The following is a 24443-nucleotide window of genomic DNA, read 5'->3' on the forward strand; positions in this document are numbered from 1 at the left end:
TTTCAAAAAAATAGCTATATGGTTTTTTATTCCATAAAATAATTTTTTATGGAACAAAATAACAATACAAACACGGTAAATCTAGACAGCATTGATCTGCATTTGCTCCAGGCGCTGCAAACTGATGCGTCGCTCAGCAATCAAGCGCTGGCCGAACGCGTGCATGTCTCGCCGCCCACCTGCTTGCGCCGCGTCAAGCGCCTGCACGAGGCGGGATTGATAGAGCGGCAAATCGCGCTACTCAGCCCCGACAAGCTAGCCGCCGTGCTCGGCCATGGGCTGACTGCAATTGTTGAGATCACGCTGGATAAACAGACCGAGGAGCAGCAGCAATACTTTGAACTCCGCGTCGTCGCCGACAGCGCCGTGCAGCAGTGCTACCGCACCTCGCCCGGGCCAGACTTTGTGCTGCTGGTGCAGGTGGCCGACATGCCGGCCTACTTAGCATTGGCACAGCGGCTTTTTACCGCAAACGCCAATGTGCGCAATGTGAAAGCTTTTTTTAGCCTCAAGAGAGCCAAGTTCATGCCCAGTGTTTTACTCGGCATGGATAAGAACTATTAAAGACTAGTCCAGACTATTTAAGCGCCAGACTTAAGATTTTTCTGCGGCCGCTGCCAGCCCGCCAGACTGATTTGCTTGGCGCGCACCACGCTGAGCGAATCTTCGGGTGTGCTTTTAGTAATCGTCGAGCCAGCACCCACCGTGCCGCCCTGGCCAATCGTCACCGGCGCAACCAACACGCTGTTGCTGCCGATATGCACATCGTCGCCAATCACGGTGCGGTGTTTGTTCGCACCATCGTAGTTGGCCGTGATGCTGCCGGCGCCTATATTGACCCGCTCGCCGACAGTTGCATCGCCCAAATAGGCCAGATGATTGGCTTTTGCGCCCTTGGCCAAAATAGAGTTTTTAACCTCCACAAAATTGCCGATATGCACCTCAGCGCCCAATTGCGCACCGGGTCTGAGCCGCGCAAAGGGGCCAATTAGCGAACCTTCGCCGACGCTCACACCCAGCGTTTCGCCGTCAATATGGGTAAAGGGATGTATCACCACGCCCTCACCAATACTGCAATTAGCCATCACGCAGTTAGCGCCCACTCGCACGCCATCAGCCAATTTGACTGCGCCTTCAAATACGCAATTGACATCTATCTCAACATCTTGGCCACAGCTCAAGCTGCCGCGCAGGTCAAACCTGGCCGGATCGGCCAAGCGCACGCCCTGCTCCATCAGGCGCAAGGCTTGGCGCTGCTGAAAAGCGCGTTCCAGTTCGGCCAGTTGCACCGGGCTGTTCACGCCAGCGACTTGCACCGCGTCATCAATCTGGTGCGCCACCACCGCTACGCCGTCTTCGGCGGCGAACTTGACGATCTCGGTGAGGTAATACTCTTTTTGGGCATTGTTGTTGCCCAAGCGTGCCAACCATTGGCGCAGAAAACGCGTCGGCACGGCCATGATGCCGCTGTAGATTTCTTGAATCTTGCGCTGCTCGGCGTTGGCATCTTTTTGCTCGACGATGGCACTGACTTGGCTGGAGGGCTGATCGCCAGCGCGCACAATCCGGCCGTAACCGGCGGGGTTGTCCATTTTCAAGGTCAGTAAAGCCAAGCGCTGACCATCGCACTCGGCCAGCAAGGCCATCAAAGTATCGGTCTGTGTCAAGGGCACATCGCCACTCAGCACCAAGGTCACACCGTCATCGGATAATTGCGGCAAAGCCTGCAGCACCGCGTGTCCCGTGCCTAGTTGCGGCTCTTGGCGGGCGAACTTAATGTCCATTGCCACGTCAGATACGATTGGGCTGGCCACTAACGCTGCGCAAGCGGTTTCCACGATTTCTGCCTGATGGCCGGTAATCACCACCACCCGACGCGCAGCAAGACTGGCGGCGCAGTCCAGTACATGCCCGAGCAAAGCGCGACCGCCTAAACGGTGCAACACTTTGGGCAATTTACTTTTCATCCGTGTGCCTTTGCCTGCGGCCATGATGACGACTTCGATTGGGCTTGCCATGCGTTTTCCTTTGAATTTTTTGACTAATTTTTTAACTGCCTCACGGCGCGCATCCAGCGCGCCTTGGCGCAAGGCCTGTCTTAGGATTATGGGCCTGCTGGCTGTGGCCTTGTTGCTACCCGCTTGCAGCGCCGTCAAACTGGCCTACAACCAATCGCCCAATCTGGCTTATTGGTATATGGACGGCTATGTTGATTTCACCGGCGTGCAAAGCCTGCAAATCAAGTCAGACTTGGCACAGCTGCAAACTTGGCACAGGCAAACCCAGTTACCGCTCTATATCGCTTTGCTGCAAAAAATACAGACCCAATTACCAGGAGAAATAAGCCAAGCCCAAGCTTGCGTCCTGCTAGATGATGTTCGCGCGCAACTGACCACACTATCGTTGCAGGCCCTGCCAATTGCCCGCACTCTGGCTGTCACACTAAAACCCGCTCAGTTAGCAAAAATGCAGAGTAAATTTACCCAAAGCAATGCCGACTACCGCGAAGAATTTATCCAAATCACGCCAATGCAACTGCGCGAAAAACGTGTGGACTTAGCCATCAGCCGTAGCGAGATGCTTTACGGTCGGCTTGATGCCAAGCAAATCAGCCTTGTGGGCCGGTTGGTGGACAGCACAGAGTTTGAGAGCACCCTGTTTTTAGCCGAACGACAAAGACGCCAGCAAGACGCCATCAACACCATGGCAAGACTGGCCGTAGAAAAAAGCACAGGGCAAGCCTTAGTCAGCTTAGCGGGAGAGAAAACCGCCATGCGCGATTTATTGGACCGCAGCCTGAAGTCCCCCAACTCGGTGTACCGCAGTTATCAAGAAAACTTCATGCGCGACGGCTGCCGTTTTTTCTCTGAAATCCACGCCAGCACCAGTCCCGCGCAGCGTAGCAATGCGCAGCAAGTGCTAGCGGGTTATGAGTCGGACATGCGTACTTTGAACGCGCAAGGTAGCAACTAAATTTTGACGCGACTCACGCCAGCGTGATCAACCCAGCCATCAGCGTCCGCATCGGCAAACGTGTAAAGCCAAAGGAAAAACGTTTTTATTCGCCGCAAAAAGGCAAGCTTAAATTTATTCAGCACAAGTCGCGTTGGTCCGGCCCAGCCACACATGAGCCTGCTGCACCAGTGTGGCCAGCGCCGCATCACCGGCCAAACACAGCACACCCGGCTCGCCAGCAGGATCTTGCAAAGCTTCGAACTGGCTAGCCACCAAGCTAGGTGGATAAAAATGACCCGGCCGTTGCGCTACGCGCTTGAGTGACTCGGCCGGTGAAATCGCTAAATGAACAAAGCGCAAATCGGTGACCGCGCTGCGCAAAGTGTTGCGATAAGACCGCTTGAGCGCAGAGCAAGTCAATACCGCACCATCGCAACAGCGTGCCAGCTCAGCGCCCAAAATAAGCAACCAATCAGCACGATCCGCATCAGCTAGCGCAATACCGCGCTGCATCTTGTCTATGTTGCTAGGCGGATGAAAATCATCGCCTTCAATCAGCGGCAAGCCCAAAGTTTGGGCCAGCAGCTGCGCTACTGCTGATTTTCCGCAACCCGATACGCCCATCACAACAACCCAAAAGGCTGATGAAGGGCCAGCGACGGGTTCAGAGGGAGCCGGACAAAATACGCCCTGATGGTCATGATTCATCGCTGAATTATCACTGATACATCAATCGCACAAGGGCATTAAAAGCAAGTCCAAAACCAAGTACAAAGGCCGAAAGACACGCTCATTCAGGTCACAAAAAAAAGTCGCCGAATAAGAGCTGTTGACTTTGAAAATGAAACTAAAACTTACCTCACACTGGCCAGACTACCCCGTTGTCGTTGAGCAAAGCATCGAGTGCAATATCGTGTGGCTCCGCTTCCATATCCGGCAGCCAACCATGGGTAAAACCCAGACCAACGGTGATCGGGCGCGGCTGCAAAGTCGCTAAGGTACGGTCATAAAAACCGCCGCCATAACCTAGCCTAAAGCCGCCCGGTCCATAACCCACGCAGGGCACAAAAAGTAAAGTCGGCACTATCAGTTCGGTGTCTTTGGGTTTGGGAATCCCGTAAGCATCTTCTTCCATAGGGCAGCCTGGATACCAGGCATGAAAGCTCAAGGTCTTGTGCACCTTGTCGACCACCGGCAAACCGATCTTGCGCGGCGATCGAGAGGCCAAGCTCTCCGTAATAATCTGTAAAGGTTTGTCAAGACCAGCACCATTCGACGCCGAATCTTGACTCAGCATTGCGTCTTCCTGCCACCGATAAAGCGCTGGAAGTGGATCAAACTCTCCTTTAATAGGCCAATAAGCGCCAATTACCTCGTCAGTACGGCCGACTAACCAGATGCGCATGACACGCTGGAGCATGTCGGCGCGCATTTGTCGGTCCGGAAGATTGAGACGTTCTTCGATGAGTGTTTTACGTTTGCTTTGTTTGTCCATAATGAGACGATGCTATCTAAATTTAATTTCAAGCTTTTAATGGGCGTATGCGCAGCCTCAATCCTCGCGTTGGGCTCAGGAATGACCGCCAACGCGCAGCCCAATACTGCCACAAGCAGGGCCGACACTTTGATGCTGGACATGAATCAGGCTTACCGCAGCGGCGATAAGAAAAAACTCAGCCAATTGTTGCCTCAACTCAAAGGCCATGCGCTCGAGCCCTGGGCCGCTTACTGGGAACTCAAAGCCAGGCTTGACGAGGCGACTCCAGCCGAAGTTGACAGTTTTATCCAGCGCTATGCCGGCAGCTACCAAGAAGACCGGCTACGCAACGACTGGTTGCTGCTGCTGGGCCAACGCCGCGACTGGGCCGGCTTTGCAGCGGAGCATCCGCAGTTTCGTATGGGCGACGACCGCGAGGTGCGCTGTTACGCGCTTCAGATAGAGCAGCAACAAGCGCCCAAAAACAGCGCCAATAACCAACGCATCGCCCAAGAAGTTAAAACTAACTGGCTGGCTCAGCGCGATGCCGATGATGGCTGCAGCAACGCCGCAGCCCGCTTGTTTGAGGCCAAGGCATTGACCGCCGACGACATCTGGCTCAAAGCTAGACTAGCCACCGAATCGAACCGCTCCCGCGCCGTCAGCGACGCGGTAGCGATTGTTGCGCCCGACTCGCTGAGTCTGGTCTCAGAACTGTTTGCCAGTCCGATTAAATTTTTAGCCACTAAGCAAATTGCAATTCGCAAGACGCGCAAGGAAATCATTGTCCTAGCGCTGATACGGCTGGCCGCCAGCGACAGCGACGGCGCAGCTCAAATGATGGACAGCAAATGGGGCGTGCAGCTCACTAGCGAAGAACGCAACTGGGTCTGGGGTCTGATCGGCAAGCAAACCGCCACCCGCATAGGCCGCGTGCCCGGCAGCGATGCACTGGCGTTTTATGCAAAAGTCAGCAAAGACAGTGACTTAAACGACGACATGCTGGGCTGGAAAGTTCGCGCCGCCTTGCGCGCCGGCAGCCAGCCAAACTGGCGCTTGGTGCTGTCCAGCATCAACACCATGACGCCCGCTGAGCGCAACGATCCCACCTGGGTTTACTGGAAAGCCCGCGCCCTAATGGCCTTACCAACCGACAAAAACGCCACGCCAGCAGGCATGTCTGCACAGCGCGCCGAAGCCTTGGCTTTGCTGCAATCGATCGCCTCGGGCCAAGGCTTTTACGAGCAACTGGCGTTAGAAGAATTAGGCCAGCGCATCAGCGTGCCAGCGCGTCCTGCGCCACTGACCAGTGCAGAAAAAGAAGCCGCACGCGTGCATCCAGGCCTGAACCGCGCCGCCTATGCGATTGCGATTGGCTTGCGCTCAGAAGGCGTGCGCGAATGGAACTACAGCACCAACCTAGCCCAGCCCGGTGGCATGCCAGAGCGCGAAGTACTGGCCGCCGCCCAATTTGCCTGCGACCGACAGATTTGGGATCGCTGCATCAACACCAGCGAGCGCAGCAAAGTTGAAATCGACTACGAGCAGCGCTTTCCCATGCCGTTTCATGACGCCGTCCTCAAGCGCGCCAAAGCCATAGACCTAGACCCGGCTTTTGTCTACGGTTTAATTCGCCAAGAAAGCCGCTTTGTGATGGACGCCCGCTCTGGTGTGGGCGCGTCCGGCCTGATGCAAGTGATGCCAGCCACCGCCAAAGAGACCGCACGCCGCCTCGGCATGACCGGCTTTACCGCCAGCCAGATCACCGATCGCGACACCAATATCGCGATTGGCACGGGCTACCTCAAGATGGTGTTAGATGACATGTCGGGCTCAATAGCGATGGCCGCTGCCGGCTATAACGCCGGCCCGGGACGGCCGCGCGTGTGGCGCGGCAAAACCGGCGATCCGGCACTCGAAGCTGCGATCTGGGCGGAAAACGTGCCCTTCTCCGAGACCCGTGACTATGTAAAAAAAGTCTTATCCAACACCACTAACTACGCCGCAATCATCACCGGCAAACCGCAGTCACTCAAAGCCAGATTAGGCAGCATTGGTCCGCGTGATTTGACTTTGCCCGAGCCAGACAAGACCTTGCCCTAGAGCCCAGAGTCAGCATAATCCGGGGGCAATAAAAATCAACTGTAGCAAGGCCGATCAAACCGGCTAAATTAGGACTTATGAAAAAAATCTTGATACTAGGCGGTACCGGTTTTGTAGGTGCCCACCTGTGCGAAAAACTCGCTCAATTGCCTTGCCGCATCACAGTGGTGACGCGGCGCCGCGAAAATGCCCGACACCTGCAAATGCTGCCCATGCTGGACGTGGCAGTAGCCAATGAACTCAACAGTGCGTCGCTGGCCTCGCTAATAGACGGCCATGATGCAGTGATTAATTTAATCGCCATCTTGCACGGCAATGAAGCCTCGTTTGACAAAGCCCATGTTCAGTTGCCGCTGGAGCTGACCCGCGCCTGCCAAGCCGTTGGTCAACGCCGCCTGATCCATGTCAGCTCGTTAGGCGCCAGCTTAGACGCACCGTCTATGTATCAACGCAGCAAAGCGCGCGGCGAAGCCGTGTTGCAAAGCGCTGGCTTGGACTTGAGCATGATTCGGCCAAGCGTGGTGTTTGGTGCGGGCGACAAATTTCTCAATGTGTTTGCAAAACTGCAAAAAGTGTTTCCCGTGATTCCGCTAGCGGGAAGTCAGGCGCGCTTTCAGCCAGTCTGGGTAGAAGACGTTGCCACCGCCATCGTGCGCTGCCTTGAAGGCGAGTATGCGCAGGCAAGCATAGGCAAGATTTACGAAGCCTGTGGCCCGGACATCTTCACCCTCAAAGAGTTGGTGCAAAAAGCCGGTCTTTACAGCGGCATTAATGAGGGCAAAGGCAGGCCTGTATTTGGTTTGCCCGACGCGCTAGGCCAATTGCAAGCGGCGATGATGGAGCTCGCACCCGGCGAGCCCTTGATGAGCCGAGACAACTTAGCGGCCATGAAGGTAGACAATATTTCCAGCGGCCAAATGCCCGGCCTACGAGCGCTGGGCATAGAGCCCGCTGCGCTAGATGCAATTGCACCGAGTTACTTAGGCCAACAAGGTTTGCGCAGCGGTTTAATGGCCAAACGTAAAACTGCGGGCCGGTTTTAAGGCTTAATAAAATCTTCTGCGTGACTGACTGCCTCGCCTTTTTAATCCGTTTTTAGACCCGTATTAAAAGCCGAGTTAAAGCCCAAGTTAAAGCCCGAGCTCATCGAGTATCGGGCAGTCGGGCCGCTTGTCCCCATGGCAGCAATCGACCAGTGTTTTGAGCGTTCTTTGCATCGCTTGAAGCTCACCGATTCGCAGCGTTAAATTATCAATATGCGCAGCTGCAATACGTTTTACGCCTTCGCTGCTGCGGCGTTTGTTTTGCCAGAGTTTGAGAAGTTCGGCAATCTCAGCCATACCAAACCCTAAATCTCTTGACCGCTTGATAAAGCGCAGCGTATGCACATCACTGTCGCTGTACTGACGGTAGCCAGCAGCGCTGCGCGCTACAACGGGCAACAGGCCTAGGCTCTCGTAGTGACGCGCCATTTTGGCGGAGACACCAGCCTCAGAGGCGGCTTGGCCGATATTAAAAATACGGCTGCTATCAGGGTCAGTTTGTGTCTGGGTTTTAGTCTTGATCATTGTTTTGCTTTCCAGCGCCGCAGCAGCAGCGCATTACCCACCACGCTCACACTGCTGAGGGCCATCGCCGCACCGGCAACCACCGGATTGAGGAAACCCAGCGCCGCCAGCGGTATGCCGACAACGTTGTAGAAAAAAGCCCAGAACAGGTTTTGCCGTATCTTGGCGTAGGTCAGGCGCGAAATTTCAATCGCATCGGCCACCAGCGCCGGATCGCCGCGCATCAAGGTCACGCCCGCCGCATGCATGGCCACATCAGTGCCAGTTGACATGGCAATGCCCACATCAGCAGCCGCCAACGCCGGCGCATCATTAATGCCGTCGCCCACCATGGCAACGGTTACGCCACCACGTTTAAGCTCGGCCACAATGCCGGCCTTGTCTGCGGGCAAAACCTGTGCACGCACATCTTTTTCGACATCCATGCCCAGTGCATTCGCGACCCTTGCTGCGCTGCCAAGATTGTCGCCAGTGAGCAAAATCGAGCGTATACCCAAGCTTTTAAGCTGATCAATTGCCTGCCGCGCAGCAGGTTTTATTTCATCCCCAAAAGCCAGTAAACCCAGCAATACGGGCTCGCTGCCAGCCTTAGCCAACCAAGACACGGTGCGGCCTTGGGCTTCGAGTTCTGCCGCGCGATCAGCCAAGGCCGACAGGTCAACGCCTAACTCATGCATCAACCGGCTGCTGCCCAAGCGCAGCTCACGCCCGCTCACCACAGCGGCCATACCGCGACCGGCCAGCGCTCTGACTTCTGAGGCCGGTTGCAGCGTGATATCGGCCTTTTTAGCGGCATCCATCACAGCGCGGGCTAGCGAATGTTCACTGCCGTTTTGTATCGCTGCGCAATCGGCTAATAAATCGTTAGTCTTTCCGTTGACGGCTTCTAGCGCCACCAACTCAGGCCGGCCCTCGGTCAAGGTACCGGTCTTGTCAAACGCCACAACTTTGATTTTGTGAGCCAGCTCTAGGGCTTCTGCATCCTTGATCAAAATACCGCGCCGCGCCGCCGCGCCCGTGCCCACCATGATGGCGGTTGGCGTGGCCAGTCCCAAAGCGCAGGGGCAAGCAATCACCAGCACCGCTACCGCATTGAGAATGGCGGTTTCCCAGTTGCCGCCTATCAAACTCCAAGCCAACAAAGTCAGCAAGGCAATGCCTAAAACTACCGGTACAAAAACCTCGCTCACCTTATCGACCAAACGCTGTATCGGCGCTTTTTTAGCTTGTGCAGATTCAACCATTTCGACAATTTGCGAGAGCGTAGTTTGCGCGCCGACTGCGGTGGTTTTCACCAACAACAAGCCTTCAGAATTCACCGCGCCACCGGTAACGTTGTCGCCCACCTGCTTAGTCACGGGCAGACTCTCACCGGTGATTAAAGATTCGTCGACTTGACTCACGCCTTCTTGAACCAAACCGTCTACCGGCACACGCTCGCCAGGTCTAACCACCACTAAGTCGCCGACGACTACCTGCGCCAGCGGCAGCTCAAGCTCAGCGCCGTCACGCCTAACCCGCGCGACGTCTGGTCTTAGCGCATTGAGCGCACGAATCGCCTCAGTGGTTTGGCGCTTGGCGCGAGTCTCCATCCATTTACCGAGTAACACCAAGGTGATGACGACTGCGGAAGCTTCAAAATAAAGATGCGCCATGCTGTCAAAGCCATTGACGATAAGCTGGTAAACACTGAGTCCATAAGCCGCAGAAGTACCCAACGCCACTAGCAAATCCATATTGCCTGCGCCGGCCATCACGGCCTTAAAACCAGCGCGGTAAAACCGCGCACCCAACCAAAACTGAACCGGTGTGGCGAGTGCCAATTGCAGCCATCCGGGCAACATCAAATTAGCACCGAAGACGGCTGCAAACATAGGAATCACTAAGGGCAAAGACAGCGCCGCAGCCAATGCCACCGGCCACCAAGGCGCAGCAGATTGAGTGGGTAGCGCAGCCTGCTCGGCATCCAGCGCAAGGCTGGCACTGTAGCCGGCGCTATCTACGGCGTTAATTAATAAAGCTATATCGGGTGTACGACTGAGCATGACGACTTGCGCAATTTCGGTGGCTAAATTAACTTGTGCGGACAAAACGCCAGGCACTTTTAAAAGCGCTTTTTCAACCCGACCGGAACAAGACGCACAAGTCATGCCGCCCACGGCAAGACGTAGCGACTGCTGGGTCACGGCATAACCGGCTTTTTCAATCACTTGGCGTAAGCTCTGAGCAGACAAACTAGGGTCAGCGTCAAAACTAGCGACTTCAGTGGCCAGATTGACACTGGCATTGGCCACGCCGGGAAAATTAGCAAGGGCTTTTTCAATCCGCCCAGAGCAGGACGCGCAAGTCATGCCTTCGACCGGGAAATCCCAGTGCGCCAATTGCGAGTTTGACAAATGATTAGGTTGAAAAGTTTTCATAGCTGATGATTCGCTTGTTCCAGTTGCTTCAAAATTTTCATAGACTAATTTTGAAGCTTGCCATGATGTCAAGGTCAAGCTTTTAACCAATAACCATAATTAGTGACTGTTTAAAAGAAGAGCGCTTGACCTTACCACGATGGCAAGGATTAGAGTAAAGGCTAACTAAAGACGGAGCGACCCCATGATTGAATTCAAGATAGACGCCATGAGCTGCGGCCACTGTGTAAAAAGCATTACCCAAACAGTACAAACATTAGATCCACAAGCAACGGTAGCGACTGATTTAGAAAGCAAAAAAGTCAGCATAGACAGCCAGCTTGACACTGCATCTCTGAAAGCTGCACTGACAGAAGCTGGCTACCCACCGGTTTAATGTGCTCCAAATTTCTTCTGCCTGTTTTAATTCACTAAAAGGACAACGTTTCATGACTTCAAACCTCAACATAAAAAAACTAGCCGCCGCAGCCTTAATCGGTCTGGCAATAACTGCCGCTCAAGCACAAACGTCCCCAGCGACAACAAGCACACCAGCAAGCGCACCTCAAACCATGCAAGGCATGAAGCACGGTGATATGGCGGGCATGGACAAAAGCGGCATGAAGAACATGATGAAAGATATGAACGACAAAATGGCCGCCATGCCAATGTCTGGAAACTTAGATATTGACTTTGCTCGCATGATGAAAATCCACCACCAAGGCGCTATAGACATGTCGATACCAGAGGCTAAGGACGGTAAAAGTCCAGCGATGCGTAAACTCGCTCGAGACATCATCGACGCTCAGAAAAACGAAATTGCTATTTTGGATAAATTTCTAGCCAAGTCTGCACCGCAGAACAAGTAAACTTAAATCCAAACTCTAGGACTACAGCGATGACTTTGCGCTTATTTATTGGCAACAAAAACTACTCCTCTTGGTCTATGCGGCCTTGGGTATTGCTTAAACAAAGCGACATTGCGTTTACTGAAGTAATGCTCCGATTTGATGGCTTTAGCCAAGACTCCGCATTCAAAAAAGGTTTAGAAAAAGTCAGTCCAATCGGCAAAGTTCCGGTATTGATGGATGAAGAATTTTCGGTTTGGGATTCATTAGCCATAGCGGAATATTTAGCAGAAAAATTTCCTGAGAAAAACCTCTGGCCAAAGTCGATAAAAGACCGCGCCAGGGCGCGCAGTATTTGCGCAGAAATGCATAACGGCTTTGCCGCCTTACGCTCGGCCTGCCCGATGAATATAGAAGCCGATTTGAGCCACATCGGCCAGATTGTTTGGCGCGATCAAGCGGCAGTACGCGCCGATATAGCGCGCATTACACAGATGTGGAGCGAGCTATTAAACGCACACCAAGGCCCTATGCTGTTTGGCGACTTCAGCATTGCCGATGCGTTTTATGCGCCAGTCGCCATGCGAATTCAAAGCTATGCCTTACCGGTTGCACCGCAAATTGAGGCCTATATCAAACGGCTATCAGCCCTACCCGGCGTCAAAGCTTGGATTGATCAAGCCCATTTAGAAAGTGACTTTATCGCCTTCCAAGAACCCTACCGCGCAACGCCTTAATGCAAACTTATTTAGTCGGCGGCGCAGTTAGAGACGCCCTACTAGGTTTACCGGTGGTGGACCGCGACTGGGTCGTCGTAGGCAGCACACCCGAGGCACTGGGCGCGCTAGGATTTGTACCAGTCGGTAAAGATTTTCCAGTATTTCTTCATCCCAAAACCCACGAAGAATACGCACTGGCCAGAACCGAGCGCAAGACGGCGCGTGGCTATAAAGGTTTTGAAGTGAGCAGCGCGCCCGAAGTCACCTTAGAGCAAGATTTAGCTCGACGCGATTTAACGATTAACGCGATTGCAGCGCATACAAAAGTCGATTCAGTTAGCGCGGCATTGATTCCTGATCTTGACGCCTTAATTGATCCTTATGGCGGCGTGCGCGATATAGAACTTAAAATTTTTCGGCATGTCACCGAGGCCTTTCGCGAAGACCCGGTACGAATTTTACGATTAGCGCGTTTTGCCGCCCGCTTTACGGATTTCACCGTCGCGCCAGACACCTTAGTCTTAATGCGTGCCATGGTGGACGAAGGCGAGATAGACGCACTGGTGGCCGAGCGTGTCTGGCAAGAACTAGCCCGCGCGTTAATGGAAAGCCAACCGTCACGCATGTTGCAAGTGCTCAGAGACTGCGGCGCGCTGGCGCGTTTAATGCCAGAAGTTAACAAACTCTGGGATGAGCCGCAACGCCCTGACGGTCAAACCGAGATTGACTCCGGCACGCATTTAATGAGTGTGTTGGACCAAGCCGCAAAAATCAAAGCGCCGCTAAGTGTGCGCTTTGCCTGCCTAGTGCACGACCTAGGTAAGGGCACAACCGCAGCAGAGGAACTACCCTTTCACATCGGCGACGAAGAGCGCAGCGCGCGCTTATCAAAAATCCTTTGCGAACGCCTGCGTGTACCCATAGATTGCCGCGAACTGGCCCAGGTTGTGGCCAAAGAGCATAACAATATTCACAGCAGCGCAACGTTAAATGCAGCAGCATTGGTGCGATTACTAGAGCGCTGCGACGCCTTTCGCAAACCCCAGCGATTTGCTGAAGTACTACTGGCCTGCGAATGCGCTGCACATGGCACGCTCGCACTACAGAACACAGCATACCCGCCGCGTGAGCAACTGCTTTTAGTACTCGCTACAGCGCAGTCAGTAGCCACCGCATCAATCGCTGAGGCCGCGCAAGCCCAAGGTATTGATGGCAAAAAAATTGGTGAACTTATTTATATCGCGCGCGTAGATGCAGTTCATAGCGCAATGCAGAAATAAGCCTGTATTAAATTAATTTGATACTTCGTTAACTGGCTATTGCGAAGACACCCAGACAAGCCAAAAACTCATCACACGTCAACGCAATTTTTTAACTAAAAAATAAGTCGTTATGATTTTGATCTGCGAATTTAACTGCCACCCACATTCAGCATTAAATTCAGTTAAAAACGAACTCATATGAGGTGTTGAAATAGCACTTTTTTATGACGAACTTACGCATCTTTTTTTCTGTACGACATCAAAAACTATAGTACGCAGCAATTGTGTAATTAGGTTAATTTTTCTTTTTTAGGCATCGACCAAAAAAGATAATCTTTCTTCAAAAAAATACAGCTTAAAAAAGCTCGCACCTTAGCTTAACGACATTGCTGTTGAATTAAGACTTGTCAGAACGCGCAGCCAAAGTTATAAAAGCGGGGGTTTATTGGGGTGAACCTGTTCCATCGATAGGTAAACTTTTTCATCATTTTATTTATCCTGCTGAAAAAACTTCATATCAAACGGTACTAGAACATGAATCCATCACAAAGAACTCCAACTCACAAATCCAGCCAAAGTACTTTAAGCACAGCGCAAGAAAATAAGAATCTAGTGCAGCCGATATCAGACTCCAAACACACGGCAGCAAGCGAGCTACCTGCATTAACTGCACGCAGAATTTCTCAACCAAGCGCATCAGGAAGTTCGAACCCAATAACGGCTTCTCGCGTTGAGCAAACAACCGCAAGCCCAGAACGAACATCAGCAAAACATGAAGCTAGTCGTATGACCCGCGCAATAGCTGGCGCCAGTGCTCACCCCTCCTCCTCATCCTCATCCTCATCCTCATCCTCATCCTCATCCTCATCCTCATCCTCATCCTCATCCTCATCCTCACTGACTGTGCAACTGCAAAGCCCACAGATTGCTATCAACGAATTAAATCAATTGCTAGATCGCACGAACACCAATCTAGATGAGCGTGCGGTAGTGGTGCGCGAATTAGCAGATCGAATACCTGAAATAGCGGCCGTAATAACAAACTCAGAAATTCCCGAAACTGCAGCGCAAGCACTGCGTTTATTGATCAACCTTACCGATGGCTCTGAAATCATGTCCGCTAAGTTGTGGAGCAACTTAGCGGACACGGGATGCGCCGCAGTAATTTCTGCCGCAAAAAATCGAGAACAAGCAGACGTTGCAAGACAAGCGTTGCATTTATTAAGCCAACTCGCCGGGGGATCACAAGATACAACCGCAGCGCTGTGGCTCAGCCTAGGGGAGTCCGGCCGCGCCAGCGTTATAACCGCGGCAACAACTGCGGAGCAACCAGCAGTAGCCGAGATGGCCCTAGCTTTGCTAGCCAATTTTGCAGCGGATAATGACACCAACAAAGCTGAACTATGGGCCAGCTTAAGCGCAACGCAACGCATAGCCTTAGTTACTATGGCGATAAAACCAGGCCAGACTGAAGTAGCCGAGCAAGCCTTAAGTTTATTAGCCAATTTAGCCTCAGGCGCAGGTGCCATTAGAGTCGAGTTATGGGGCTCTTTAGGTGACAGCGGACGCGCAGTCATAGTCGCTGCAGCGACCACTCCAGAAGCATCAGAAGTCGTCAAGTTAGCACTACGTTTACTGACTAATCTCACCTATGGCTCAGAGACAAGAACAAGTCAACTCTGGGCCAGCTTAGGGCCGACTGAACGCGCATCCGTGATCGCTTTGGCAACCAATCAAGAGTTAGCAGCAACTGCTATCCAAGCGCAGTATTTATTGGTTAATCTTGCCGGCAGCTCAGTCGCCAGAACGAATGAATTGTGGACTAGCTTGGGCGCTACAGAGCGTGCAGCCTTAATTACTGCGGCAACGACTGCGGATCAACCTAACATGGCTATGAGTGCCTTGCATTTGTTAATCAATCTATGCTTTAACTCAGTCGCGCGAAAAGCCGAGCTATGGACAAGTTTGCTTGGCACTGCGCTAACAGCTCTTGTTACAGCGGCAACAACACCAGCGCAGCCAGAAGTCGCTGAGCTAGCCTTAAGATTGCTGCGTCTTTTGCAGCCAGCTGCAAACGAAGCTGTGTGGATATTGCTACAGCCACGCCTTGCAAACTTGTGGACTATGACGCAAGTACCTACTACAGCTCAAATTTCAAATCAATTTTTATTCGAACAAATACGTGGAAACGTAGATAAAACCAGACAAACTTTCAATGCGTTAAACGCAGTTAGTCCGTCTATAGCAGCACGAAAAATAGCATTAAAAATTAATGAGTGGCGTCAAGTAAATGCTGGCCAGGCTGGAATGCAAGAAGCGTTACTAAACGCTATTTTACAAACCGATAGTTCTTCGCAAAGAATGGGCGTGTTATTGGCTATCACAACAAATTGGTTCCACGTTAAAGTGACGCCTCAAAATCAACGTGAAACAATATTTAATTATTTTTTAACCTTGTCTGACGCAGCAGGAATTGATCGTAATCGATATAAAAATCGCTTAGCTTTAATGTTCGATACAGTTTTAACAAATGTATCGGCAGCACTAAACACACCCGGCTTAAAAGATTTAGAAAAATTAGAACTCATAGAGCATATTTATATATTTCCAGGGTTTCTTACAGCCAACGAAACTCAAGCGCAATTAACAAATGTTTTATTTGCACCGGCTATTTCACGCGATTTAAAAATAAGCGTCTTAGGATTAATTTTGAAACATGGGCAAGCCAATACTGCCCAATTTCACACCTTGCTTAACTGGTTAAGGGGTGAGTTCAAAAAAGAAAAATATACGGTGTTTACTGATTTTGGAGGTACTGAATCAACAAATGTAGAAGAAGTTGAATCGGTACTAAGTCAACGCCATCAATATCTAATGCTCTATCGGGATTTTAAAAAACATATGACGGTTGATTTTATTAAGGCCGAAATTGCAGATATAAACCAGCAAATTTTAATAAAAAAAATACCTAGTGATTTTGGCGATATTCTTAAATATCAATTACAGAATTTTCTCGAAACACTAGTGTCTACGTCTACGTCTACGTCTACGACATCGTCGTCATCGTCATCGCCAACGCCATCGCCATCGTCGGTTCGAAATACGCCGATCAGATATGACGAAAAAAGACAATCTTTTTAGAACAATCGTCAGCATAAATAAACTTTTTGTAATGTCTGTCTATTTTTTATTTGAAAAATAAATATATGTGAAAGAAGTCATCATAAAAATGAAAATATGAAATAGAAAAGCACAAGAGCTGTTTCAAAGACTTTTCCATCACTGATCTTATTTTTGTAAAAATTTCATCTCTACCGGTACTAGAACATGAATCCAATCAGACAAAAAAGTCTCAACGAGATAGCACCGACACAACAGACAGCGCAAAAAAACACACCGACTTTAGAACTTGACGCTAAGCACGGCCTGTCAATACAAATACCAACACAATCGTTACTGCCTTTACCGAAAAAGTCTCTCAAACGTTACCGCGTCCAACAGACAACGACAACGACAACGACTACGACTACGACTACGACAACGAAAAGTCCGAACTTAACACCGGCAAAAAAAAATTCGTCTGTGGCAAGCAGTACTAGTAGCGCTACTAGCGCAAGCAACTTGAACTCAAATACCATCGCTTTCGGCTTGCCAACAAGTACGGTACTTGAACAACACTTATCCTATTCAATACTATTAGAAAAGATACATAAAAGTGAAAAAAGTAATCCTGAAGAGCAAGCCGATTTGTATCAAGACCTTATGGCAGTACTGCCTAATTTACTCATCACTGCATCAACTCCAGGACAGCAAAACGGAGTCATTAAAGCCTTGCATTTTTTAAATCACCACACAGCTACATCACAAACTAACAAAGCGAAATTATGGGAAAACCTGGGTGTATCCGGACGCGCAGCCTTATTTGCAGCTGCAACGTCAGCTGGGCCACAAGCACTCGTAGCGATATCCCATGATTTGCTGTTTCAATTAATAATTAATACGAGAGATAAGGCCGATGAAATATGGGTCAGCCTAGGACATACCCGATGCGCAGCATTAATGACAACAGCACTAACCATAGAGGAGGCCGAACTTGCCATACCCACTCTGCTTTTGCTGAACCATCTCATTGGCTTGTCTTCAGCCAGAGGAAACGAGTTGTGGGCCGCCTTAGGCGAGACTGGTCAACAAAAATTAGTCACCGCTGCAACCGCTTTAAGTTCGCCCAAAATAGCACTTTTAACTTTAAGTTTGCTAGCAAAATTTACGACTACACCTCACGTTCGAAATGAGATTTGGCTCACCTTTGGAGAGACGGGGCGCGCCAACTTAGTCAATACTGCGGTAACCTCGGAATTGCCAAAAATAGCTAAGTATTCCCTAACTCTATTGAACCTTCTCAACGACAAATCTACCGCCACCCGTGATGCGCTGTGGACCACTTTAATGTTGGATGAAGGCGCTGCCATCCTCATTGCAGCAACCAATCTCGATCAGCCTGAAGAAGCTAACGAAGCCTTAAAACTTTTAGCGACCCTCACATTTGACTCACCGGCCAAGACTGAAACGCTGTGGGCACAGTTGAGAGAGGCAGACATTCTCGCCTTAATCAATGCAGCAGCAACACAGACGCGCCCAGATATCACCCTAAACACATTGTTTTTATTAGGTAATCTTGCACAAACGTCCGAAGTAGAAAAAAATATATTGTGGGTCTCGATGGGGTCGACTGAACGTGCCGCAATCGCATCAATAGCAACAGCGAACGGTCAGTCGAGCATAAAAATAAGTGCTATAAATTTATTGACCAGTCTATGCATTGGCTCTGACGACAGAACCACAGCAATATGGGCGATCTTAGGTGAGGAAGGGTGCACATCTTTAGTCGCATCGGCAACGACGCCTGAGGCTAAAAATGTAACTAAAGCAGCTCTTGTTTTAATATCAAAATTACAAAATCAGCCACTGATAAGTATGGCAATTTGGCCTTTACTTCAACCACGATTAACCCAATTATGGGTCGCCGCCCAAGACCCCAGTCTTGCAGAAAATGCGAACGCTTTATTGTTTACGCAAACAAATGGCAATATAGCGAAAATCAAACAAGTTTTGAACGCATTAAATGCGGCAGTTCCTGTGATTTCTGTGCGTAACACAATAGCAACATTTTGGGCTTGGGCACTGTCGGCGAATAGACGCGAGCAAGACATAAACGCCCTACTAAGCGGCATAGTTCAAGCCAATAGCTCACCACAAAGAATGGGACAAATAATCACGGCAGTAGTAAGTGGAACAACCATAGGAGGGGTGCAGCCAGAGCAGCGCCAAGCAATACGCGAGCGATTACTTAACTTATCCGCAACACGTCCTACACTCGCAATTCAATACCAACAACATGTAGCGCTAGGGTTTGATCTAGGCTGCTGTAATAGCGCAGCAGTTCTTGAAAACCAAGAAATCACAACACTAGAAAAACTAAACCTTTTAGAAATTTTTTATATCTATCCCGGCTTTCTGACGCAAAAAGAAACTGAGACGCAACTCGCTAGCGTTTTATTTACGCCAAATATTTCCCCCGATTTAATGCTGGGCGCAATCGGACTCATTTTCAACCACGGCCAATTAGGTGAACCACAATTTCGCGCCGTGTGTAGCTGCTTAGTAGGTAAATTTGAAAAAGAAAAATACAGTATTTTTTCAGACTTAGAAACAGATCTTACGTTTGCATCACCGGCTGGGCAAGCACTTGCCAAGCAACGTCAACAGTACCTAGCACTCTATCAAAATTTTCAGCCTCATATGACACCAGAATTTATTAAAAATGAGATCACCCAAATTAATCAACAAGTCAAAGAAAGCAGCATGCCTAGACAATTAGGCCAAGTGATCACAGGTCAATTACAGCAATTTTATGAAGCTGTGGTAACACACGAGGAGGTATACGCAAAAGGTATTGACTCCAAATTAGAACGCAAAATTTAACTTAATTAGAATATCGGTTCGAGCTTAGTTTTTAAGGCTCTTCGTTAATCTCATTGCGATTTTTATCTCAAACCAAGCCTAAATTAAACTTGCCGCAACGAAACAAAATCCGTGCTCGGTAGTTAGTGAAATGACGAAACCCTAGCGCATTAGCTTTGATGAGTTGGATGGCACTATTGAAACCTTCAGCCCAGGCGTTAGTAATTTTTTGTTGGCTTAAATTAAGCAGTTTAGTCTTGTGTCTTCTAAGGATTTCTACAACTTTTTTGATGGGCTAGCGTTGACTGCGTATGGCGCTAATAGCCCAAACATCAAAGAAACGATTCGCCGCACCTTTGTAGCTGTACTGCCAGAAAGCGCCGAAGTTTTCTTTAATCGCCCACGCGCGACTCGTTTTGAGGTTGAGCTGATTCAAGCGGCGAGATGCTATCGCCTCAGCGCTGCGTCCCTTTGAATAGCTTTTGAGCCACGCCCATTGACTGCCTGTGAGCGGCTAAGCTCCCTGCTCAGACAGTCTGCAATGCTCTTGTTTTCGCACCGTGTTCACCGCATCACCCAGATATTTTGAGACATTTAGAGACATGAAATTTGTCATGCACGATATCAGCTTGCGAGATGCATTGACGTGCTGCATTCATAAAAGCTGGTCATATATCCACGGCCACTGCCTTGACCGTTTGACGCTGGTTCTGGCTCAACATCTCCATCAAATTTTTAGCTACGGCGAGCTTTCTTTCTTTGACCAAGTCCAACACTCGAGAGCTAGCTATGTCGGTCAAAACAGTCACGTAGCTGTGGCCTTTTTGAGAACTTTTTTCATCGACTCCCAAATAGTCAATGCTATCCTCGCATCGTCTGAGCTTGCCTCGTTCTACCGCGCTGACCGTGATGACATTGATCGTGCGCCAAGACAGGCGCGTGAGCTTACAAACGCCTTGGGTGCTAGGGCAAACCTCGAGCAGCTTAATGACAAAACCGGCCATCAATGTGCTCACGCGGCTGTAGCGCTCAGCCCAGGGCACGACCAACTCTTGGCCTGTACCGTCGCTGTACTTGAGTTGAGGCACACGGGCCTTGATAAGCGTCTCAAATTGACAAGTATCCAAGTGCCGCCATTCGCTATTAGTCCAGCCGTGGATATGCGCGCATTTAACTGGATCAGTTGGGTCAGCCCAGACTTGCCCCTTCTTAAAAACGACCTCTACGACTACGCGCTGGTCTTCGAGCGACAAGTCAACTTTATTGACCGACCACGGGGTCTTCAGACCAAGAAGATGTTCGTAAAGGGTAGTGTCTTTCATTGCATTGAGAATTTATTTGTAAAACTGAATTTTGCGGGAGCTGATGAAAATTCACAGTGAACAAAGTCGACATTAAAGACATTCATCAACACGATAGGAAGAAAGAATCCAAATAGGCAAAGCACTAATACATATCGACTTTTTAGGTCTGATTTTTTGCGTAGTCAATAACAAGCGTAAACCTTGAAAGCTATAAATAGCTGGCGAACAGATTGTTTCTGTCCAAAGCTATTTTTTTAAATATTTAAATAAAACAAGCAGTTAGCTAACGAAAAAAAACCGCCAAGTTACCTAGGCGGTTTTTTAATGTTGGACAAAAAGATTACTTGGCCACAGCTTCTGACAGACGACGACCAAGCGAGATGCCGTACGGCGCCGGACGGGCCAGTAATACAGGGTCAGCCGATGCCATGATGCCGTTTGGTAGCGCCAACGGATTGAAGGTCAAATTCTTACATGCGCCGTCCAGGCCTGGCTCGACTTTGTCAATCACTAGCGTGCCAGCGGTCAGCACAGGACGGCTGTCAGGCCACTGCAGTGTTGGGTCAACCAGTTGATCGTTAGCCTCGGCAAGTTGCAACTTAAAGGCAAAAGACACCGGCGCAAGCGCCACGCGTTTGCGCAATTCATCGGCTAAAAAATCATCTGGCATAGTCTTGAGTTGCTCTTCAGTCAAGCCTAGAGTGCCCGCATCAGGCACGAACTGCCAACGTACAAATTGACTTTCTTTTTTAGCATTGACCAGCTCAAACGCATTAACGCCCCAGTACCCAACCTGGCCGTAGCTGGCAGGAATCGGTGCTTTGGCCAAGTACGCGCCCTGACGCAATGTGTCAGGATTGGCATCGCTAAAGGCCTTGAGCTTGGCCGCATCCGGCTTACCGGTGGCCGGGTCAGGACTGCGGGCCTGAATAAAGGGCACGAAGTGCTCTGGTTTACTGACGAAGTAGACCGGCGCCGAGATGTTGGCAGTCATCCAAATATCGCCCGTGCTAGGCGTTAACTGCAGGGCAAGACCCCGCACGGAGCGCGCCTTGTCGTTAGCCTTTGGACTCGTACCACCGACTGAAAAACGGGCAACAACTGGGACTTTTTCACCACTAAAAACCGTTGCTGACGACAAGTTGCGCGCCACTGTATTACCGACAAAATAACCACTGGCGCAAACGCCTTTAGCCTGCGCGCGGCGAAACATAGCTTGTTTTCCCGCTAAACCTTCCAGCGCGTTAACCTGGGCTTCGGGCATAGAAACTTGAGCCTGAATCGGGGCACTTAAGCTAACGCCAACAGCGGCTAAAGCAACAACAGTCCACAACATTTTTGACATGAAGATATCCTTTTAAATTAAAACTAGCCAAATCGAAAACAAAGTTTTTACAAATTAATTATTTGAAAATTTGGAGAAAAATTTAACTGACTTTAAAAAAAATTTACCAAACTTTGACGTAATGTTGCTTGAGCTTAACGTGAAAACTGTCGACGTAACTTTAATATTTTTCGATCAAATACAAAATAATTTTTTTACTTTGTTGTCACTTTAATTTGCGCAGAAATTAAAGCCATTAACCAAATCTAAAGCATTAAAAATACTGCGCTATAAACCAAAGCGCAGTATTTTCTTGATTGGCGGATTCAAGCTTGAAGTGCAACAGGGTGTTAGTTGGACTTTAACTCTTCGGCGGATTCAAGCTTGAAGTGCAACCGTATGCTGATAGGACTCTAACTGTTCCATAAAAACCTGATGCGGCGTTCGATACCCTAAACATTTTCTAGGACGATGATTGAGCCTGTGCATCGCTAAAGCAATGTCATCGTCGGTGATGCAATTAAAGCGCATCCCCTTTGGGAAAAACTGGCGAATCAAACCGTTCATATTCTCGTTCGCCCCACGCTCCCACGAGGCGTATGGATGGGCGAAAAAGAAATCTGCACTCAGCGCAGAAGCTATTCGTTCATGCTGGGCAAATTCCTTGCCGTTATCAGTCGTGAGAGTGTGCACGCAATGAGCGAACGGTTTGAGTAAAGTGATTAACGCGTCCCCTACGGCTTGCGCTGTTTTGAATGGCACGTGGAAAATTATTGAATAGCGAGAGACACGCTCATTAATCGTCACTAGTGCTTGCTTCTGCCCGGCACCAATCACCAGATCAGCCTCCCAGTCGCCAAAGCGCGCACGCTCAAGCACGATGTCGGGTCGCAGTTCTATTGAGACCTGGCGAGAGATGGTGCCGCGCCGTTCACGGCCACTGCTGCGTTTTTTTCGCGTCTTCTGGCAACGCAGTGTTTTATGCAAGGTGCCGCCCGCGCGTTTGTCAGCGTAGATGTACTGGTAAATGCTCTCATAGCTAACACCGGGTTGGTGGCTAGCTTCGAGGTGGCCGCTGATTTGCTCGGGGCTCCAAGCCTCAGCCAACTTTTCCTCCACTACAGCCCATGTCGAGTCAGCAACTCTAGGACTATTGGCGCAGGCAAGTCTACGTTCTTGGGCTTTGTCATTTGCCTGCTTAGGGCGATAGCCTCGTAGACCGCGGTTACGACGCAACTCACGGCTGATGCTCGATTTATCACGGTCCATCATTTTTGCAATTTCACTTTGATTGAAGTTTGCTTTGACGAGGATTGCAATCTGGTAACGTTCGTCACGGGTGAGGTGTGTGTAAATCATTCTGGGCAACTTTGACTTGGTAGTCGGGAAGCTTGGATGCTCTCACATCTCACCCACCCGTACGGTTAATTTCAAAGTTGCACTTCAGACTTGAATCCGCGTTCCATAAAAACCTGATGCGGTGTTCGATACCCCAAACATTTTCTAGGACGATGATTGAGCCTGTGCATCGCTAAAGCAATGTCATCGTCGGTGATGCAATTAAAGCGCATCCCCTTTGGGAAAAACTGGCGAATCAAACCGTTCATATTCTCGTTTGCCCCACGCTCCCACGAGGCGTATGGATGGGCGAAAAAGAAATCTGCACTCAGCGCAGAAGCTATTCGTTCATGCTGAGAAAATTCCTTGCCGTTATCTGTCGTGAGTGTGTGCACGCAATGAGCGAATGGTTTAAGTAAAGTGATTAACGCGTCCCCTACGGCTTGCGCTGTTTTGAATGGCACGTGGAAAATTATTGAATACCGAGAGACACGCTCGTTAATCGTCACTAGGGCTTGCTTCTGCCCGGCACCAATCACCAGATCAGCCTCCCAGTCGCCAAAGCGCGCACGCTCAAGCACGATGGCGGGTCGCAGTTCTATTGAGACCTGGCGAGAGATGGTGCCGCGCCGTTCACGGCCGCTGCTGCGTTTTTTTCGCGTCTTCTGGCAACGCAGTGTTTTATGCAAGCTGCCGCCCGCGCGTTTGTCAGCGTAGATGTACTGGTAAATGCTCTCATAGCTAACACCGGGTTGGCATCGAGCTTCGAGGTGGCCGCTGATTTGTTCGGGGCTCCAAGCCTCAGCCAACTTTTCCTCCACTACAGCCCATGTCGAGTCAGCAACTCTAGGACTGTTGGCGCAGGCAAGTCTACGTTCTTGGGCTTTGTCATTTGCCTGCTTAGGGCGATAGCCTCGTAGACCGCGGTTACGACGCAACTCACGGCTGATGCTCGATTTATCACGGTCCATCATTTTTGCAATTTCACTTTGATTGAAGTTTGCTTTGGCGAGGATTGCAATCTGGTAACGTTCGTCACGGGTGAGGTGTGTGTAAATCATTCTGGGCAACTTTGACTTGGTGGTCGGGAAGCTTGGATGCTCTCACATCTCACCCACCCGTCCGGTTAGTTTCAAAGTTGCACTTCAGACTTGAATCCGCGATTTCTAAAAATGCGTTTGCGAT

18 protein-coding genes and 1 pseudogene are annotated in these 24443 nt (G+C 50.1%); 10 read left to right on the forward strand and 9 right to left on the reverse strand.

The features are described from left to right. The first annotated feature begins 48 nt into the window (after positions 1-48). Positions 49-564: an Lrp/AsnC family transcriptional regulator gene (locus tag HC248_RS14810; protein WP_168923150.1), complete on the forward strand. Its 516-nt coding sequence runs from the start codon at positions 49-51 to the stop codon at positions 562-564. A 17-nt stretch (positions 565-581) separates the two neighbouring features. On the opposite strand, the gene glmU is transcribed toward HC248_RS14810, so the two are convergent. After that, complete coding sequence (glmU, locus tag HC248_RS14815; RefSeq protein ID WP_168923151.1) at positions 582-2018, reverse strand: bifunctional UDP-N-acetylglucosamine diphosphorylase/glucosamine-1-phosphate N-acetyltransferase GlmU; 1437 nt, start codon at positions 2016-2018, stop codon at positions 582-584. On the opposite strand from glmU, the gene HC248_RS14820 reads away from it, so the two are divergent. Beyond that, entirely contained in the window at positions 2017-2973 is a 957-nt protein-coding gene (locus HC248_RS14820) for a DUF6279 family lipoprotein (RefSeq protein WP_168923152.1), read from the forward strand. The genes glmU and HC248_RS14820 overlap by 2 nt on opposite strands. Before the next feature lie 114 nt (positions 2974-3087). On the opposite strand, the gene HC248_RS14825 is transcribed toward HC248_RS14820, so the two are convergent. After that, complete coding sequence (locus HC248_RS14825; protein WP_168923153.1) at positions 3088-3663, reverse strand: gluconokinase; 576 nt, start codon at positions 3661-3663, stop codon at positions 3088-3090. Between the two features lie 151 nt (positions 3664-3814). Continuing rightward, positions 3815-4450 carry a 5-formyltetrahydrofolate cyclo-ligase gene (locus HC248_RS14830; RefSeq protein ID WP_168923154.1) on the reverse strand — a complete coding sequence of 212 codons (636 nt, stop codon included), beginning with the start codon at positions 4448-4450 and terminating at the stop codon, positions 3815-3817. Between the two features lie 39 nt (positions 4451-4489). Here HC248_RS14830 and HC248_RS14835 point away from each other — a divergent pair, with 39 nt between their 5' ends. Both HC248_RS14835 and HC248_RS14840 read left to right on the forward strand, forming a co-directional pair. Continuing rightward, a complete protein-coding gene (locus tag HC248_RS14835; RefSeq protein ID WP_168923155.1) occupies positions 4490-6535 on the forward strand; it encodes a lytic transglycosylase domain-containing protein in 2046 nt (681 codons plus the stop codon). Positions 6536-6612: 77 nt separating this feature from the next. Continuing rightward, the gene (locus HC248_RS14840; RefSeq protein ID WP_168923156.1) at positions 6613-7578 is read left to right on the forward strand and encodes a complex I NDUFA9 subunit family protein; all 966 of its coding nucleotides are present in this window, start codon (positions 6613-6615) and stop codon (positions 7576-7578) included. Between the two features lie 87 nt (positions 7579-7665). Here HC248_RS14840 and cueR read toward each other — a convergent pair whose 3' ends face one another. Beyond that, on the reverse strand, positions 7666-8103 hold the full coding sequence (cueR, locus tag HC248_RS14845; protein WP_168923157.1) for a Cu(I)-responsive transcriptional regulator: 438 nt from the start codon (positions 8101-8103) through the stop codon (positions 7666-7668). Further along, positions 8100-10523 carry a heavy metal translocating P-type ATPase gene (locus HC248_RS14850; protein WP_168923158.1) on the reverse strand — a complete coding sequence of 808 codons (2424 nt, stop codon included), beginning with the start codon at positions 10521-10523 and terminating at the stop codon, positions 8100-8102. Before HC248_RS14850 ends, cueR begins: the two co-directional genes overlap by 4 nt. A gap of 184 nt (positions 10524-10707) precedes the next feature. Here HC248_RS14850 and HC248_RS14855 point away from each other — a divergent pair, with 184 nt between their 5' ends. The 6 genes from HC248_RS14855 (at position 10708) to HC248_RS14885 (ending at position 19313) form a co-directional block, all read left to right on the forward strand. Then, on the forward strand, positions 10708-10899 hold the full coding sequence (locus tag HC248_RS14855; RefSeq protein ID WP_168923159.1) for a heavy-metal-associated domain-containing protein: 192 nt from the start codon (positions 10708-10710) through the stop codon (positions 10897-10899). Between the two features lie 52 nt (positions 10900-10951). Beyond that, entirely contained in the window at positions 10952-11371 is a 420-nt protein-coding gene (locus HC248_RS14860; protein WP_238342647.1) for a DUF305 domain-containing protein, read from the forward strand. A 29-nt stretch (positions 11372-11400) separates the two neighbouring features. Next, positions 11401-12087, forward strand: coding sequence for a glutathione S-transferase family protein (locus HC248_RS14865; protein ID WP_168923160.1), 687 nt, complete (start codon positions 11401-11403; stop codon positions 12085-12087). Continuing rightward, complete coding sequence (locus HC248_RS14870; protein WP_168923161.1) at positions 12087-13349, forward strand: multifunctional CCA addition/repair protein; 1263 nt, start codon at positions 12087-12089, stop codon at positions 13347-13349. Before HC248_RS14865 ends, HC248_RS14870 begins: the two co-directional genes overlap by 1 nt. Positions 13350-14234: 885 nt before the next feature. Continuing rightward, the gene (locus tag HC248_RS14880; protein ID WP_168920683.1) at positions 14235-16472 is read left to right on the forward strand and encodes a hypothetical protein; all 2238 of its coding nucleotides are present in this window, start codon (positions 14235-14237) and stop codon (positions 16470-16472) included. Positions 16473-16952: 480 nt separating this feature from the next. Next, complete coding sequence (locus tag HC248_RS14885) at positions 16953-19313, forward strand: hypothetical protein (RefSeq protein ID WP_168923162.1); 2361 nt, start codon at positions 16953-16955, stop codon at positions 19311-19313. A gap of 67 nt (positions 19314-19380) precedes the next feature. Here the strand turns inward: HC248_RS14885 and HC248_RS14890 are convergent. From HC248_RS14890 to HC248_RS14905, 4 genes and pseudogenes are all read right to left on the reverse strand, one after another. After that, positions 19381-20614, reverse strand: a pseudogene (locus HC248_RS14890) (ISL3 family transposase). Positions 20615-20936: 322 nt separating this feature from the next. Continuing rightward, positions 20937-21941 (reverse strand): catalase family peroxidase, encoded by a 1005-nt coding sequence (locus HC248_RS14895; RefSeq protein WP_168923163.1) that lies wholly within the window; start codon positions 21939-21941, stop codon positions 20937-20939. 357 nt (positions 21942-22298) lie between these two features. After that, on the reverse strand, positions 22299-23279 hold the full coding sequence (locus HC248_RS14900) for an IS30 family transposase (protein WP_168921224.1): 981 nt from the start codon (positions 23277-23279) through the stop codon (positions 22299-22301). A 71-nt stretch (positions 23280-23350) separates the two neighbouring features. Continuing rightward, positions 23351-24319, reverse strand: a complete 969-nt coding sequence (locus tag HC248_RS14905; protein WP_168923164.1) for an IS30 family transposase — start codon at positions 24317-24319, stop codon at positions 23351-23353. Positions 24320-24443: the final 124 nt, after the last annotated feature.

Source organism: Polaromonas vacuolata, assembly GCF_012584515.1.
GTDB classification, from domain to species: domain Bacteria; phylum Pseudomonadota; class Gammaproteobacteria; order Burkholderiales; family Burkholderiaceae_C; genus Polaromonas; species Polaromonas vacuolata.